Origin of the sequence: Clostridioides sp. ES-S-0001-03 (genome assembly GCF_020676075.1) — a bacterium.
GTDB lineage: Bacteria > Bacillota > Clostridia > Peptostreptococcales > Peptostreptococcaceae > Clostridioides.
This window is the reverse complement of sequence record NZ_JACVWJ010000007.1, coordinates 98,789-114,993: the sequence shown is the minus strand read 5'-3', so window position 1 is coordinate 114,993 and position 16,205 is coordinate 98,789. Positions and strand designations below refer to the sequence as shown.

Genomic DNA, 16,205 nt, shown 5'->3' with positions numbered 1-16,205 from the left:
AATAACTTTGCTAAAAAGAAATTTCGAAAATGTTGAGGATAATAAAATCTTATATTCTATAAAGCAAGGGATGATTTTAGCAATACCTGCTATTATGACTGGTTCAATTGCACTTGTTATTTTGAATCTTCCAATAAAAATTTATCAAGAATATATAGCAAGTTTATTTAATGGTGAGATTTTAAATATGCTTACATTTATAAATGATTCTACCTTAGGAATTATCTCATTAATAATATTGTTGACAATAAGTTATAGCTATGGAAAAATCTATGGGAGCAAGTATACAGTACTTGTTCCTATAGTTGCAATGTGCTCTTTTTTAGTATTTTCACATGGTAGTGAAATAGATTCTTATGTGGAGATATTTAAAACAAAGTGGTTGTTTACAGCTATTATTGTTTCCATAACGTCTTCTATGTTATTTGTAAAGCTCACAGAGTCTTTTATAACAAGTGTAAAGTTTCATACAGAGGGGGCTGATGCTGATTTTAATATGGTGGTTTCAGCTATAATTCCATTTATAACTGTAGTATTTTTATTTTCTATTTTGCGTGTAATAGTAATAAATCTAATTGGAAGTTCAAATTTTCAAGATATATTTTATAATTTATTTTCAAATATATTTAATAGTATGGGAAGAAACCTTATGAGTGCTTTGCTATTTATATTTCTAATGCATTTTATGTGGTTCTTTGGTATTCATGGAAGTAATGTACTTGACACAGTTGCAAAAAATTTATTTGAAAATGGGATGGCAATTAACATAAATTTAGTTAATAATAATCAATTACCAACAGAAATTTTTACTAAGACTTTTTTTGATACAATGGTTTTATTTGGTGGATGTGGAGCTTTGTTGTGTTTAGTAATTGCCATTTTTCTTAGTGAGAAACGTATAAATGTAAGAAAGCTGGCTAAAATTGCTTCAATACCAGCTCTTTTTAATATAAATGAGATGCTAGTTTTTGGGATTCCAATTGTTTTTAACTACATCATGTTTATACCATTTATAATTACACCTATGATTCTAACAATTACAAGTTATGTAGCTATGTCTACAGGTATTGTACCTTGTACAGTTTCTGCAGTAGAATGGACATCACCTATATTTTTAAGTGGATATATGGCTACAGATTCAATAAGAGGAAGTTTGTTGCAATTGTTTAATTTGTGTGTAGGAGTTATGATTTATATTCCATTTATAAAGATGTCACAAAATAGATATATTTACATGTTTAAAAATAATATAGAAAATTTAACAAATTTAGTAAAAAGATGTGAATTAACAGGAGAACAACCAAATATTTTAAATCATAGTGGAAAAATAGGTTCAATATCAAAAATGCTAGCATCAGATTTAAAGTTTGCTATGAAAAAAGAAGATATAGAGATTTTTTATCAACCACAAGTTAATTATGATGGGAATATTGTAGGAGCAGAGGGGTTACTTAGGTGGAGGCATTCAATAGGTGGATTTATTTATCCGCCACTTGTTATACTTTTAGCTAAAGAAGAAGGTTTTTTAGATGAACTTGGAGAGTATATTATTAATAAAGCATGTGTTGATTTAAAGAAAAGTGAAAGCTTATTAATAAATCCTATTAAATTTTCTGTAAATATATCTCCAGACCAACTTAATGCTCCTAATTTGCCAGAGCAAATAAAAAATATAATTGAGAATAATAATATCAACCCTAATATGCTTGGTATAGAAATCACAGAGCAGGTTGCATTGTCAGGTTCTCAGATAATTATAGATCGAATAAATGCAATACATGATTTGGGTATAAAGCTTATTATGGATGATTTTGGAATGGGACACAGTTCCCTTGTATACCTCCAAAATAATAATTTTGATATAGTTAAGTTGGATGGTTCACTTGTTAAAGAGATACTTACAAACAAAAGAAGTAGTGAAATCATAATGTCTATTGTAAATCTTTCAAAAAACCTAGATTTTGATATAATCGTGGAGTATGTTGAAAATTTAAATCAGAGAGATAAGTTGTATGGCTTAGGATGTGAAATATATCAAGGATATTATTATAGTAAAGCTATACCTTTTGAGGAGTTTATAGATTATGCAAATCGAGAACTTGCTAAATAGTCTTACTAATAGTTTGTAAGTTATATTAGTATATAAATTTGTAATAAGATTAAGTTTAGGAGAAGTATATGAATATAAGTATAGTTGTAGTAGGTAAAATTAAAGAAAAATATTTAAAGTTAGGTATTGATGAATTTAGAAAGAGGCTTTCTAAGTATTGCAAGTTGGAAATTATAGAGTTAGATGATGAAAAAGCTCCCGAAAATTTAAGTGCTAAGGAAATGGAAATTATAAAAGATAAAGAGGGAAAGAAGATTTTAGGTAAGATAAAGCATAACAGCTATGTTATAGCTCTTGCTATTGATGGAAAGAATTTGTCTTCCGAAGAACTGGCTAAGACTATGAGTGATTTAGCAGTTAGAGGTAACAGTAGTCTTTGTTTTATAATTGGAGGTTCTCTAGGGCTTTCTGATGATGTTTTGGCTAGGGCTGATTATAGATTATCTTTTTCTAGGATGACTTTTCCTCATCAGATGATGAGGTTGATATTGTTAGAGCAGATTTATAGGGCTTATAGGATAAATAATGGAGAACCGTACCACAAGTAACGGAGCACGGTTTTTGAAGATAAATAAGAAGATAGTAGAAACATACTATCTTCTTATTTTGTTACTCATTTAATCTAGAGACTCTACCATAAAAATTTCTACCTTCTTTGTAATGTTCTATTACAAAAGATTCTGGAGCTGTTAAGCCTATAATTACCATGGGAACAGTTAATATATTATTTAGTGGGGGTAGGTATTGTAAGAACTTTTCATAAGAGCCTGTGGCACCATCAAAACCACCAGCAGATTTCATTTCATCAGTTGCGCATATAAGTATACCAGCCCTAGTTTGAATATCTTTTTCGACATGGTTTAATTCACTTGCAAGCACAGGCTTTATAAGATTCCATGCTACAGCTTCGCCATGATTAAATGCAACTTCTATGGAAATACCATCTTTCGCAAAATCTAATCTCCAGTTACTATTACCTCTACTACTTCTATAAGTAGGATCATTAAAAATAAAGCTTTGTCTACGCCATCCTCTAGATATTAACCTATCATCTATCAAATAGTTTATTGCTTCTGAAATACTTTTAGCCCTTCTTTGCTGAGACTCGAAATAATTTATGATATCTTCATCACTAATACTTTGAAGAGCATGAATAACTTCATGCCATAAAACTTGGAAATCTTCTTGAGTATTAAAAATTTCTAATCCATATCTAAAAGAATGAGTTACAAAATTCATAGATACCTCCTATATTAAGTTATTATTTAAGGAGATTATAGCATAACAATAACAACTTTAGTAGAAAATAAATATATATAATTATTAAAATAATTTATAAAATCGATCTTTTATTTATATTTAAATTGTATTATAATAAATTATATTGATAAAACGAATGATAAGTGGAAGTGCGGTGAATACAAAATGGCTATAAATAAAACAGTATGTGAACTTTTTGCAGGTGTAGGTGGATTTAATGTAGGTTTAAGTAAATCGGATGAGTGGAATGTAGTTTTTGCAAACCAATGGGAACCAAGCAGAAAATCTCAGTATGCATATGAATGCTATAAAAGTAATTTTCCAAATCACTATATATTAAATAAGGATATAGCAGAAGTTAATGAAAACTATGAAAAATATAATATACCTAAATATAACTTACTAGTGGGTGGTTTTCCATGTCAAGATTACTCAGTGGCGAGAACAAAAGCTAAAGGACTAGAAGGAAAAAAAGGTGTTCTTTGGTGGGAAATAAATAAATTTTTAGAAAGAGATAGACCTAGATTTGTATTACTTGAAAATGTAGATAGATTACTAAAATCTCCAGCTAAACAAAGAGGAAGAGATTTTGGTATAATGTTAGGTTGTTTTAGAGATTTAGGATATAGTGTAGAGTGGAGAGTAATAAATGCGGCAGACTATGGGTTTGCTCAAAAAAGAACAAGAGTATTTATATTTGCATCTTTAAATACAACTAATTACTATATGAATCAAATAGGTAAGATAGAAAATAAATATATAAAAGAAGAAGGATTTTTTTCAAATCAGTTCCCAATAGAGGAGATATGCAAAACAAATGAATTTGATTTATATCAAGACATACTTACAATATCTAATGATTTAAGTTTTGAATTTTTAAATAGTGGAATTATGTTTGAAAATAGAATAATAACTCAAAAATATACTCCTAAAATAAAAAATCCAGTAACTATTAGAGAAATATTAGAAACAAATGTCGACGAACAATTTTACTTAGGTGATAATCTCGAAGATTGGAAGTACATGAAGGGTGGTAAAGCTATACCGAGAACATCAAAAGATGGGCATGAGTATATTTACAGAGAAGGTGCATTGTCTTTTCCTGATAAACTAGATAAACCTGCCCGAACAATGTTAACAAGTGAGTCATCAAAAAATAGGAGCACACACGTAGTTAGAGACTTAGAAACTAATAGATTGAGAGTATTAACTCCTATAGAATGTGAAAGACTAAATGGATTTCCAGATAATTGGACAAATACAGGTATGACTCAAAAGTTTAGATATTTTTGTATGGGAAATGCATTAGTAGTAGGATTAGTCGAGAGAATGGGAAGAAGTTTAAGTGAAATATTTGAAAATGAAAGTGGAATATTTGAAAATGCATATGATGAAGTAGCAATAACTAATACTGATATTAATATAGAGTAAATATTAAAGTAGAAGAGATTGTAACAAAATTTAATTTTAAATATATATTATAACTATGATAGGGCTAGATGAGATAAATACAATTCATCTAGCTTATTTTGTTTTCAAATAAGGAGGAAGATACGATGATAATAAATATTTGGAAAAAACAAGACTTAGACTTAGTAAAGGAACTACCGACAGAAGTACTATCTTCAATAGAAACTACCATAGAACTACTAGATGAAAACTACGGTATAGAAAGAATAGCAGAAAACTTAGGTGGATATGTAGTTGTAGTAGATAAAGCTAGAATAGAAGAGCTAAAACAACACCAACTAAAAGGAATAATACCTGAATACATAGACGAAATAGAAGGAGCTGAATATATTTCAGCTCTATTTTTGTGTTCAAATGATTTCTCAATAGTAGTTGTTTGCAAGAAAGAATTAAAGAATCTAATAGAAATAGATAAGGAACAATAGGTGGAACTTTTCAAGGGATAATCGCAGAAGAAACTTTCCAAAGAAATAGTTATTATTAATAGGTACTGATAGAGGAGGTGGAGCATGAAAAAAGATAAGAGTGACTATAGAGGAATCTATTCAGAAATGGTAGAGATTTTAGGTGAAGAGATTGTAAAGATGATACATAAACACTATAAGGGACAGCAGATAAATCTACCTATGAAACTACATTCAAATGAGTACGTTGAAAGGTACATCATTGAAAATAAGGATAATAAAAGTTTAAGAGAGATGGCTAGAGAACTAGGTTACTCTGATAGATGGGTAAAAAGATTGATAAATAAGATTACAACAGAGGAATAGCATTTGGAGGAGATTGGGCATGAAAAAAATAACTATAGCAATAATGATGATAGTAATAATATTTGCACTTACAGGATGTAAAAATACTGAGGAAATGGAATCTAAATACACTCACGACCAACAAGTATTTGGATATTTTCAAAGGGCAGAATCTGATTTACAAGACAATTACGGATATTACAAGAAACAAGACAATCAAGATTTAGCGATAGCTGATTTTCAAAAAGAGTGTCAAAATTTAATTAAAGATATGAATGCATTAGAATTACAAACAAAAGAAGGGAAAACAGTGAGAAAGCATAAGGTAGAACAATTTACATACTTGTGCAACTACTTAATAGAGAATTGGGGAATGATTTTTAGTGATGCAATAGCTGATGAAGGATATCAAGAATTAGTCGAAAGAGGATATGAGTACTCAAATGACCTTAATAAAGCAAAAGAAGAGGTAAGAAGTAAAAACGAGAATAAATCGTATAATAGGGAAAGTAGATATTTCATATTCGGAATAATTGTAGGTACAGTAATATTTGCAATGCTTAACAAAATGGTAAACATACGATATTTTGGGTGTGCAGGAATAACTTTTACTTGGGGGACTTGTATAGCAGTAAGTACATATGTAATAGCACCAATAGTAGGAGAATTACTAATGTGGGTAATAGGAATTGGTTCAGTAATAATATTGTATGCAACATTAAAGAATAAGAGTAATAATGTATAAAATAAGAGTAGTAGAAGAGGTAGTCGATAAAAAGACTATCTCTTTTTCTATGTTCAAAATGAAAGGATGAAGATAAATGTTTGATAAAGATAGATACTTAACTAGAGGTGTTTCCAAGGAAATACCATTAGAAATACAGATACTATTGTGGTCAATGATAGGAGAAATAAAAATAAAGAAAGACTATTTACAGGTATTTGAAATAGAGCCTATAAAAAATAGCTTACTTAAAATAGAGCATAGGCAAGAAGTACCTAAGTATCAAAAAGAGCATGTAGTAGTAAATACAGGAATAAATTCTAAAGTAAAGATATTTGTAATAGATGATGGAGAGTATTCAACAATGATGTTGAGTAGTGAGTACTAATAAAAAAGGAGAAATAAAATGAGTAAAATAATAAAAGAAACCAAATACTGTAAGGTACTTAAACAAACTAAAATTAGAGAAGATAATATAGCTTACGGAATAGAAAAAATATTTGTAAAAGAACTAAATCAAGAAGAAATAAGATTTGTTTACTTCAAAGACACATACAGACAAGAGGAACAATTAGTACCAAGACCACTAGATTTACCAGAAGAAGATTTACTAAAACTAATTGAAGTTGCAATAAAACAAAATGTGTTTTCAAAAGAGTTTTTAAATAATCTAAAAGAAGTAGTAAATAAGTAGGTGATACTAGGAGGTGCAAAATGACTGTAGAGCTATTTGTAGAAGGAGTAACATTTGGAATAACAACATTTAAAACTATAATAAATCAAAGGAAAGAATATCTTAAAAAATAGAGGAGGATGTAAAATGTGGGGATTTGTAATAGGAGCAGTAATAGGTTTAGGAGTTTGTATAGCAGTTGAAATAATGGTTTCTAACAAAGCTATATTGGTATAAAATAGTAATAAGGTTGACATAGTTAGCCTTATTTTTTTTGACAATAGATATTTACAGAAAGAAGGTAATATATTGAAATAGATAATAAAAAATAAACTAAATTAGGAGAAAAACAATGGATACATGCAGAATGAACATATACAGTAACTATAAAAATGAAAACGTAGCAATTTACGCTAAGAAAAGTTTAGAGAAAGAAAATGTAAATGAGCTTGTAATGGGAAAAGTAACATGGATGAAAATGGAGATAGAAGAGTTTGGTGTAAACATATTAGAATTTGTAGATAGTCATACAAAAGGAGAGTATCAAGAGATAAATAAGCTAATAGAGCTAGTAAAGAAAGATGAAATAAAAGCAATCTTAATTTGGGATTTTGATGATATACCAGCAGAGCTGGTAGAAATCTTAGTAGACGAATGTAGTAAAAGGGATGTTTACTTAAATGGATTTCTAACAACTATAAAAATAAAAGATGTAATATAATTTAACAAATAAAAATAAATTGCATCTAAAAAATAACGTGAAAACGTGAAAATAATATTAAAACCCTTGGAACAACAAAATGTTTAACGTGAATCTAAACGTGGTTTCAAGGGTAATTAGTGACAAAAAACGAGAAAATAGTGTTTGGAGGACATCAAGATGACTAAAAAGGTAGCAATATATTGTAGAGTATCAACGGTAGAGCAAGCAGAAGAGGGCTATAGTATATATGAACAAAGAAGAAGGAACATAGAATACTGTGAAAAAGAGGGGCATGAAGTTTTCAAAGTATATGAGGATAGAGGTATAAGTGGTAAGAATATTTCGGGTAGACCAGGACTAAAAGATCTTTTACAAGATGCCAATATAGGTAAGTTTGATTTAGTAATAGTTTGGAAGCTAAATAGAATAAGTAGAAGGCTGATAGACATACTTAACATAGTAGATACGCTAGATAAAAATAAAATAGCATTTCGCTCTCTAACAGAAAGCTTTGAAACAGAAACACCAGCAGGAAAACTACAACTTAATATCATGGGGGCAATAGGAGAATTTGAAAGAGGTACTATAGCAGAGAATGTAAAAATGGGAATGATAGCAAGAGCTAGAGAAGGAAAGTGGAATGGTGGAAAAGTACTGGGATACGATATAGTAGAAATACCAAGTGAAGGAAAAAAGAGAAAAGATACTAAATTAGTAATAAATGAAAAAGAAGCAATGACAGTAAGAAGAATATTTGAGTTGTATAGTGAGGGGTATGGATACAAAGCTACTGTAAATAGAGTAAACCAAGAAGGTCATAGGAGTAAGAAAGGTAATGCATTTGCTACAGCTACAATAAAAGAAATACTAAAAAATCCAGTCTACATTGGAAAGATAAGATACAATTTAAGACAAGATTGGAATGAAAAAAGAAGAAGAAATATCAATCCTGACCCAATACTTGTAGATGGGGAACATGATGCAATAATAGATACTCAAACATGGGAAAAGGTACAAATAATACTAAAAGACAGAAGCAAAACTCACAATAGAGTCTATGATAGTGAGCTAATTCTAAGTGGGCTATTGAAATGTCCTGTTTGTGGAGTATCAATGACAGTAAGCAGGTCAACTAGAAAAAGAAAAGATGGAAGTAAAGCAGTAAATGAGTACTATGCATGTAGCAATTGGAAGAATAAAGGAACAGCAGTGTGTAATTCAAATTCTGTGAAGGCAGAGGTTGCAGATGAAGTTGTAATCAATAAACTAATAGAAACAGTAAACAATGAGCTACTACTAAAGAAGGTAATAAATAACATCAACAAGAATAAGTCTAGTAAGTTAAAGCCTAAACTAGATGAAATGAACTTAGTAAATAAGGAAATTGATAAACTGAATGGTAAGAAGAACTCTAGCATAGAGCTATTTGAAGATGGAATATTGGCTAAGAGTGAGTTGGCAGAGAGAGTAAAGAAACTAAATGAAGATATAGATACTTTGAAGTTTAGGCTAGATGAAATAAAGCAAGATGTAATGTTAGCAGAAGGAGAACCAATACCTTTTGAATTAGTAAGTCAAGTAATAAAGAAGTTTGGAGAAGTATTTAAGGAGAGTAGTACAAGACAACAAAGAAAGCAGTTGTTGAATTTACTTGTATCAAAGGTAACAATAGATAAGTCAAGAAAAATAGATACTATAGAGCTACAGATAAATGAAGATGTAATAAGATACTTAGTGAAGGAAGGGTCGTCTGAAGAAGACGAAGACCCTTCCTTTTTTCATGTTTCTATGTTTAATTGTACTACTTTAAAATTTGTAATATAATAAGAAGGAATAAAAACTAGGGGGAGAGATTGTGAATAACACATCTAAAAAAATAATAATACGTACATTTTGGATATCAGTACTATCAATAGTAATAATAAATGGAATAAACTATATCAGTATAAAGTCACTTCCTATAGCACATAATAGTGATTGGATTCCATTCTATGGTAGTTTTATAGGTGCGATATTAAGTGGAATTGTAGGGGGATTAATAACATTAGAAGGTGTAAAAGAAACTATTGATGATGCAAAAGAAGCAAGAAAAATAGATGAAAGACAAAGAATTAGACCATATTTACATATGGAATTAGAATCATTAGATGGGTCTTCTAAGGATATAAAGATAGATGTAAAAAATACAGGAGAAAATAGAGGGAATAGTAAATACCGTATATTTTCAATAAGATTAAAGAATATAGGATTAGAATCGTGTGTAAATATAAGAATGAATGACAAGATAATAGAAAATAGTTTGCAAAAAGGTTTCTTAACTAGAGAATTTACAATAAACTCAGAATTCTATGATGGGGAAGAATCAATAAATAACATACCTGTAGAGATTACATTTGAAGATTTAATGGGTAATTTATATAAGCAAGAATATTGTATAAATTTCTTGGGAAATGTTGAATACAATAAATTGAGAAGGATACAAAATAATACTTCTCCTATATATATTGAAACAAGAAAGTAAAACACGCTCCGTTGGAGGTGTAACGGAGAACCATATCATAAGTAAGGGAGCACGTTAGTCTTAACCACTGAAATAAGTTGGTTAAGGCTACTTTTATTTTACAGGCATATAATAAGTTAAAGTACAAATAATATATAGTATTTTGATATAAATTATCAGATTAGATTTAGTAAAGTATCGAAATTGATTAAAATATAGATAAATAAGTAGATAAAGAGGGATTAAACAATGAAGTATAAAATAATAAATTAGGTGAGGTCTGATTTAGAAGCGAAAAACTTTGAAAAAGTGGCTGAAGTTGAAATTTTAAGAAACTTAGCATCTTGTGTCGGTTTAGGTGTAACTAAAGAAGAAATGAATAAATTAAGAAATTTATCATCAGAGGAATTAAAAAATATTGCGGAGAAATGCAAGAAAGCATATTTACATGCTGTAGACTTTATAACAACAGAACTACCTTTAACTAGTCATGGATATTTGCCTTATCCATTACAGTTAACATATTTCATTTGCATTAAGAAATGTATTAAGTAAAACATATGCTCTTATTCTTTCTATGAACAACCTTAGAAGCTTACTGGACGGAGCTCTAATAAATACACAGTCAGTACTGTCTATAGTCAATAAAAATGAATATCATCACATTTTCCCAAAAGATTATTTGAAAAATAAAGGGTTTAATAAAAATTAAATTAACTGTAATGGAAATATATGTATAATTAATCTGAATAACAGTAGAACTATATCAAATAAAGTACCTAGTGATTATTTCAAAATAATTAAAAATAATTTAGGTGATAACTTAAAAGATGTGTTAAGTAGTAATTTCATAGATTAAGAAAGCTATGAGTACCCCTTAAAAGATGATTATGCTGGATTTATAACAGCTAGAATAAATTAATAGTAAAAAAGCTAAGGAATTGTGTGAAGATGACTTAGCTTTTTTACCTGGACATGATTTATTTAGAGAACAAGATATTGACGAAACAAGTAACAATGAACAATTAACTCTAATTTAATATTATTTTATAAAATTGTAGCAAAATATATGCTCTGTTGGATTTATAATGGAGCAGTGTTTCAAAGGTAATAATGAATAAGAAAAGAGAAATAGATAGCATAGAGATATAAATAAATGATGATGTGATAATATACTTAATGAAGGATGGGCTGCCTAAATAACAAGGTAACCCATCCTTTTTGTATTTACTTGGAATAAATTGTGTAAATTTGAAAAGTAAATATATAAAAAGTAGACAAATACGTAAATTATAGTCTATTTGTAGTTAATATGAGATTGGCATTTTAAATAGGATAATACTCTAATTTTTATAAGAGTTAAAGCAAGCATGTATTATTACTTAAATATTTGTATAATCAACATCTAGTAATTTACCTTTTTGGTGAAAATGATTAATAAGTTTTTTAGGATAATTCATTATTAATTCATTTGGAAAATTACCTTCTTTTAAGATATTCTCAGAATACTCATAGTTACCTATATCAAAACAAATGTGAGCATCTGAAGTTAGTATGATTTTAGTACCATGTTTTTTGCAAAGTGTAGCAATATACTTACAATTATCCGAGCTACCATTTCTTGACACTCCTTTGATAGAACAATTATTTATCTCTATTAAGATATTCTTTTCCATGGCTAATTTAATGATTAATTCATAGTCGATTGGGTAGTTTGGGTTTCCAAGGTGGCCTAATATTTCAATATTATCATGCTTATTTATTGCATTTATTAAGGCTTTAGTATTATTCTCTAATGTATTTGGTGAAAAAACGGCTTCGTGAAATGACAAAATAAGATAATCTAATCGAGAAATGACAAAGGGTTCTAAATCGATGTTTCCTTCAGTGTCTAGTGTATTTGCTTCACATCCTCTTAAGATTATAATGTTATTTATGATTCTTGGGATATTTTGAATGTTGTGAAAGTACCATTTGTGGGGAGAACCAGGCATCTTAGGACCATGTTCAGATGTACCTAGTATCTTAATTCCATTTTCTTTACAATAATTAATATTTTCTAACAAAGTGCTATAGCCATGACCACTGACTATAGAGTGGGTGTGTAAATCTGATAAAAAATTCATATAAATTCCTCCTCTATAAAAGATGAGGGTAACGTAATTTATATTATAAAATGAACAGGAAAGAAAATCAATAGTTACACAATTAGACAAAAATATTGAAATATTGTAGAATTAAGCTTAATAATAAATATTTAACAGTATTACTGCTTATAGGGGAGGTTAACTATGATACAAAAGAAGCTATCAAGGAAAGAAAAAGTTTTAATTTGCTTGAAAAGATTAACAGAAGAACACTTGAACCTTAATAATGGCATTAGATTTGGATTTGATGCAGAACATATTGCTACTGAAGTAGGTATAAATAGAAGTAATGCTAGTAAGGAATTAAATCAATTAATAAAGGAAAATATCATTATAAAGATAAAGGGAAAACCTGTTCAGTACTTATATAAAGAACGTATTGAGAGTATTTTAGGAAAGAAACTAAATACAGGGATATTTGATAATATTAACTCTATAAACGAATATAGTGAAAATGATTCTATCAAAGATGAGTATATTGTAGAGGGTATAAAAAAAGAGAACAATATTTTTAATTTAGTAGGATGTGACGGAAGTTTAAAGTCCCAGATAGAGCAAGCTAAAGCAGCAGTAATATATCCACCTAAGGGGTTGAGTACATTAATAATAGGACCTACAGGAGTTGGTAAATCTATATTTGCAGAATATATGTATAAGTATAGTTTAACTATAAAAGAAGATAGTGATAATGCACCATTTATCATATTTAACTGTGCTGATTATTCTGATAATCAGCAATTATTATTAGCACAGCTTTTTGGATATGTAAAAGGAGCATTTACTGGAGCTGATAAAGATAAATATGGTATTGTACATGAAGCTAATAATGGAATATTGTTTTTAGATGAAGTTCATCGACTATCTGCAGAGGGACAAGAAATGTTATTTCTGCTTATGGATAAAGGTATATATAGAAGATTAGGAGAGGCTAATAAGGTACATGAGTGTAGGGTTATGATAATTGCAGCTACTACAGAAGATCCAGAGATAGCAATGTTGGAAACGTTTTTAAGAAGAATACCTGTAACTATAAAGATTCCGTCTTTAGAGGAAAGAGGCTTTCAAGAGAGAATGAAGCTTATATGTTATTTTTTTAAAGAAGAAAGTATTAGGATTGGTGTTAAGTTAAAGGTTTCAAAAGAAGTTATTAAGGCATTTATTTTATATAAGTGTAAGGGAAATATAGGACAATTAAAAAGCGACATACAATTAATTTGTGCAAGAGCTTTTTTAGATTATATGACCTATAAAAGAGAATGTGTATATGTAAGACTCTCTCTTCTACCAAACAATATTAGAGAATCATTATATGGAAATAATAGAAAAGAGGAGTTTGTACAAAACTTCAGTTTTATTGGGAAAGATGATATTATTTTTTTACCAGAAGAAAAGAATTTTGAAAGTGAAAATTTATTAATAGAAAATAAAAAATATGATTTAGATTTCTATGGAATGATAAAAGAAACTTGGAATAAACTTCAACAGGAAGGGATTAAAGAGTCACAAATTAGAAGCGTTATAGATGAAGATATACATAAGTATTCCTATAATTTAATGAATACTTTTATATATAATAGTAGTAATCAAACAGCTTATAACAATATTGTTAATGATTCAATTGCAACTACTGTGAAGTATATTTTACAAAAGCATGATAAATGGAGCAAAAGAGAAGGATTAGATAAATTAATAAAAGCTATAGCCTTACATATTCAGAATTTAATTGAAAGAATAAAGATTGGGAACATAGTAAAGCATCCTAATAAAGATGAGATTATGAAGGAAAGAGCATATGAATATAACATAGCAAAAGAAATATTATCTAACATGTCGTTAATGTATGGAGTTGAGTTTCCAGAAGATGAAGCAATTTTTTTAGCAACGTTTCTTTATTTATCTTATGTGGGATTAAATGAGGAGAGTATAGCAATATTAGTTATAATGCATGGTGAATCTACGGCATCTAGCATGGTGAATGTAGCTAATACTTTACTGGATTGTAACCATGCGGTGGCAATCAATATGGGATTAGAAGATAGAGTTCAGGATATTTTAGTCCAAGCTGTAGAAATAGCCAATGAAATTGACAAAGGAAAGGGAATTTTAATTCTAACTGATATGGGATCTATTTTAACATTTGCTAAAGTTATTCATGATGCTACTGGAAAAGAAGTAAAAGCAATAGATATGGTAAGTACACCTATTGTAATAGAAGCAACTAGAAAGGCCTTAACTCCGGAAATGACATTAGAGAAATTATATTTTAATATTATAGAATCTATAAAGAAACATTATGGAGATATGGAAATTATGTATGCTGAAAAAGATAATGGTGGTAGATATTTTGATAGATTACTAATTGATAATATTAGTAAAACTTTGACTTTTTTAAATGGGGAAAAGGCTTATTTTATATTAAAAGAAGTAATTAATAGAATTAGCGAACATTATTCTTTAGTAATTCAAGATGAGCTTTTAGTAAAGTTTATATTTCATTGTTCATGTATGATTGAAAGAGTAATAATAAAAGAGTCTTTAGTTTATAAATTATATGAAGAAAGAATTAGTAGAAGTAAAGAATTATATTTAGTTATAAAAGAAAGCTTTAAGCTTGTAGAAGAGACATTCGATATAATTATTTCAGATATGGAATATGCAAATATATTAGATATATTTGAATCACAGTATGATACAGATAAATTCAAAAGTTGATACAAAATTTAAATATAGCCAAAAGGCTATCTTTTTTTTACCTATTTTTGATACAGATTTGATACAGGTTTGAAAAAGATTTTGATACATATTGAAAAAGTGAGTTTTTTTTATAAATTAAGTAAAAAGATTTGATTAAATCCTGTAAAATAGCCATTTGTTATTGATACACATAAGTTGGCACAACAATTGCTTATATAAAAAGTGACAAGAAAAGTGAGGTGAGATTGGTGATTGGGATAATAGTTATGACTCATGGGAATTTTAGTGAAGAAGTTATAAAAAGCTGTGAACTTATTGCAGGACCAGCAGAAAGAACAGCAGCAATTAAACTAAATAGGAATGATAATATTGAAGACTTAAATAGAAATTTTGTAGAAAAGTTAAATGAATTAGATGAAGGTGACGGAGTTTTAGTATTAGCTGACCTATTAGGAGGTTCACCAAGTAATGTTGCAAGTTTAAACCTTAAAAAAGGTGGAAAGTTTCATGCACTTACTGGAGTAAATCTTCCAATGCTACTTGAAGCTTTAATTAATAGAGATGGAAAAAGTTTAGAAGAGTTAGCAGAGACATGTATTGAAGCGGGGAAAACTGGTATAAACCATATTAATAAAGTTCTTGGCTCAATGTAATAGAAAAAGGAGTTCGATTAAAAATGTCTTTAGTAAAATATTGCAGATGTGATGATAGATTAATACATGGTCAAGTGATATATAAATGGGTTAAGCATCTAGGTGTTAAAAAAATAGTAGTAGTAGATGATGAAACAACCAATGATGTTATTGCTAAAGGTTTGATAAAAATGGCAGCACCAAAGAATATTGATTTATCAATATTAACTGTAAGTGAATCAAGGAGGTATTTTTATAATAACCAAGCTGATGATAACGTTTTTGTATTAATTAAAAACTTAGATACTGCAAATAGAATGAAAGAAGAAGGAATTGATATTAAAAAACTTATTATTGGAAGAATACCTACAGGGATAGGAAAAAAGAAAATATCTCAAAGTGTATATATTAATAAAAAAGAATTTCTTTTAATAGATGAATTTATTAAAAAAAATATTAATGTATCAATTCAAATGGTACCTGACGAGGACGAAGTAGAGTTAAATCACATTATTAATCGCTATAAAGGAGAGTTTGTTTAGC

17 protein-coding genes are annotated in these 16,205 nt (G+C 28.7%); 15 read left to right on the top strand and 2 right to left on the bottom strand.

What is annotated here, in order from left to right:
• Nucleotides 1-7: 7 nt before the first annotated feature.
• Both IC174_RS15240 and rlmH read left to right on the top strand, forming a co-directional pair.
• On the top strand, nt 8-2,110 hold the full coding sequence (locus IC174_RS15240) for an EAL domain-containing protein (RefSeq protein WP_227483323.1): 2,103 nt from the start codon (nt 8-10) through the stop codon (nt 2,108-2,110).
• A gap of 68 nt (nt 2,111-2,178) precedes the next feature.
• The gene (gene rlmH, locus IC174_RS15235) at nt 2,179-2,658 is read left to right on the top strand and encodes a 23S rRNA (pseudouridine(1915)-N(3))-methyltransferase RlmH (protein ID WP_227436517.1); all 480 of its coding nucleotides are present in this window, start codon (nt 2,179-2,181) and stop codon (nt 2,656-2,658) included.
• A 61-nt stretch (nt 2,659-2,719) separates the two neighbouring features.
• On the opposite strand, the gene IC174_RS15230 is transcribed toward rlmH, so the two are convergent.
• A complete protein-coding gene (locus tag IC174_RS15230) occupies nt 2,720-3,349 on the bottom strand; it encodes a BglII/BstYI family type II restriction endonuclease (protein ID WP_227483322.1) in 630 nt (209 codons plus the stop codon).
• Between the two features lie 186 nt (nt 3,350-3,535).
• Here IC174_RS15230 and IC174_RS15225 point away from each other — a divergent pair, with 186 nt between their 5' ends.
• The 10 genes from IC174_RS15225 to IC174_RS15180 all read left to right on the top strand — a co-directional run bounded on the left by IC174_RS15225 (nt 3,536) and on the right by IC174_RS15180 (nt 10,744).
• A complete protein-coding gene (locus tag IC174_RS15225; protein ID WP_255613402.1) occupies nt 3,536-4,801 on the top strand; it encodes a DNA (cytosine-5-)-methyltransferase in 1,266 nt (421 codons plus the stop codon).
• A 125-nt stretch (nt 4,802-4,926) separates the two neighbouring features.
• A complete protein-coding gene (locus tag IC174_RS15220) occupies nt 4,927-5,265 on the top strand; it encodes a hypothetical protein (RefSeq protein WP_227483321.1) in 339 nt (112 codons plus the stop codon).
• Between the two features lie 84 nt (nt 5,266-5,349).
• On the top strand, nt 5,350-5,610 hold the full coding sequence (locus tag IC174_RS15215) for a Mor transcription activator family protein (protein ID WP_227483320.1): 261 nt from the start codon (nt 5,350-5,352) through the stop codon (nt 5,608-5,610).
• A gap of 19 nt (nt 5,611-5,629) precedes the next feature.
• The gene (locus IC174_RS15210; protein WP_227483319.1) at nt 5,630-6,334 is read left to right on the top strand and encodes a hypothetical protein; all 705 of its coding nucleotides are present in this window, start codon (nt 5,630-5,632) and stop codon (nt 6,332-6,334) included.
• A 76-nt stretch (nt 6,335-6,410) separates the two neighbouring features.
• Entirely contained in the window at nt 6,411-6,701 is a 291-nt protein-coding gene (locus tag IC174_RS15205; protein ID WP_227483318.1) for a DUF960 family protein, read from the top strand.
• Between the two features lie 18 nt (nt 6,702-6,719).
• Nucleotides 6,720-7,007, top strand: a complete 288-nt coding sequence (locus IC174_RS15200) for a hypothetical protein (RefSeq protein ID WP_227483317.1) — start codon at nt 6,720-6,722, stop codon at nt 7,005-7,007.
• A 331-nt stretch (nt 7,008-7,338) separates the two neighbouring features.
• Entirely contained in the window at nt 7,339-7,707 is a 369-nt protein-coding gene (locus tag IC174_RS15195) for a hypothetical protein (RefSeq protein WP_227483316.1), read from the top strand.
• Between the two features lie 159 nt (nt 7,708-7,866).
• On the top strand, nt 7,867-9,513 hold the full coding sequence (locus tag IC174_RS15190; protein WP_227483315.1) for a recombinase family protein: 1,647 nt from the start codon (nt 7,867-7,869) through the stop codon (nt 9,511-9,513).
• Nucleotides 9,514-9,544: 31 nt separating this feature from the next.
• The gene (locus IC174_RS15185; RefSeq protein ID WP_227483314.1) at nt 9,545-10,210 is read left to right on the top strand and encodes a hypothetical protein; all 666 of its coding nucleotides are present in this window, start codon (nt 9,545-9,547) and stop codon (nt 10,208-10,210) included.
• Nucleotides 10,211-10,462: 252 nt separating this feature from the next.
• The gene (locus IC174_RS15180) at nt 10,463-10,744 is read left to right on the top strand and encodes a hypothetical protein (protein ID WP_227483313.1); all 282 of its coding nucleotides are present in this window, start codon (nt 10,463-10,465) and stop codon (nt 10,742-10,744) included.
• 827 nt (nt 10,745-11,571) lie between these two features.
• Here IC174_RS15180 and IC174_RS15175 read toward each other — a convergent pair.
• Complete coding sequence (locus IC174_RS15175) at nt 11,572-12,315, bottom strand: PHP domain-containing protein (RefSeq protein ID WP_227483312.1); 744 nt, start codon at nt 12,313-12,315, stop codon at nt 11,572-11,574.
• A 165-nt stretch (nt 12,316-12,480) separates the two neighbouring features.
• Here IC174_RS15175 and IC174_RS15170 point away from each other — a divergent pair, with 165 nt between their 5' ends.
• From IC174_RS15170 to IC174_RS15160, 3 genes are all read left to right on the top strand, one after another.
• Complete coding sequence (locus IC174_RS15170) at nt 12,481-15,048, top strand: sigma 54-interacting transcriptional regulator (protein ID WP_227483311.1); 2,568 nt, start codon at nt 12,481-12,483, stop codon at nt 15,046-15,048.
• A 230-nt stretch (nt 15,049-15,278) separates the two neighbouring features.
• Entirely contained in the window at nt 15,279-15,683 is a 405-nt protein-coding gene (locus IC174_RS15165; protein WP_227436507.1) for a PTS sugar transporter subunit IIA, read from the top strand.
• A gap of 23 nt (nt 15,684-15,706) precedes the next feature.
• Nucleotides 15,707-16,204, top strand: coding sequence for a PTS sugar transporter subunit IIB (locus IC174_RS15160; RefSeq protein ID WP_227436505.1), 498 nt, complete (start codon nt 15,707-15,709; stop codon nt 16,202-16,204).
• Nucleotide 16,205: the final 1 nt, after the last annotated feature.

Excerpts from the sequence above, each read along its gene's own strand:
- IC174_RS15205 (WP_227483318.1), top strand. The coding sequence starts at position 6,411 with ATGTTTGATAAAGATAGATACTTAACTAGAGGTGTTTCCAAGGAAATA.
- IC174_RS15195 (WP_227483316.1), top strand. The coding sequence starts at position 7,339 with ATGGATACATGCAGAATGAACATATACAGTAACTATAAAAATGAAAAC.
- IC174_RS15225 (WP_255613402.1), top strand. The coding sequence starts at position 3,536 with ATGGCTATAAATAAAACAGTATGTGAACTTTTTGCAGGTGTAGGTGGA.
- IC174_RS15230 (WP_227483322.1), bottom strand. The coding sequence starts at position 3,349 with ATGAATTTTGTAACTCATTCTTTTAGATATGGATTAGAAATTTTTAAT.
- IC174_RS15190 (WP_227483315.1), top strand. The coding sequence starts at position 7,867 with ATGACTAAAAAGGTAGCAATATATTGTAGAGTATCAACGGTAGAGCAA.
- IC174_RS15175 (WP_227483312.1), bottom strand. The coding sequence starts at position 12,315 with ATGAATTTTTTATCAGATTTACACACCCACTCTATAGTCAGTGGTCAT.
- IC174_RS15160 (WP_227436505.1), top strand. The coding sequence starts at position 15,707 with ATGTCTTTAGTAAAATATTGCAGATGTGATGATAGATTAATACATGGT.
- IC174_RS15200 (WP_227483317.1), top strand. The coding sequence starts at position 6,720 with ATGAGTAAAATAATAAAAGAAACCAAATACTGTAAGGTACTTAAACAA.
- IC174_RS15215 (WP_227483320.1), top strand. The coding sequence starts at position 5,350 with ATGAAAAAAGATAAGAGTGACTATAGAGGAATCTATTCAGAAATGGTA.
- IC174_RS15210 (WP_227483319.1), top strand. The coding sequence starts at position 5,630 with ATGAAAAAAATAACTATAGCAATAATGATGATAGTAATAATATTTGCA.
- rlmH (WP_227436517.1), top strand. The coding sequence starts at position 2,179 with ATGAATATAAGTATAGTTGTAGTAGGTAAAATTAAAGAAAAATATTTA.
- IC174_RS15220 (WP_227483321.1), top strand. The coding sequence starts at position 4,927 with ATGATAATAAATATTTGGAAAAAACAAGACTTAGACTTAGTAAAGGAA.
- IC174_RS15170 (WP_227483311.1), top strand. The coding sequence starts at position 12,481 with ATGATACAAAAGAAGCTATCAAGGAAAGAAAAAGTTTTAATTTGCTTG.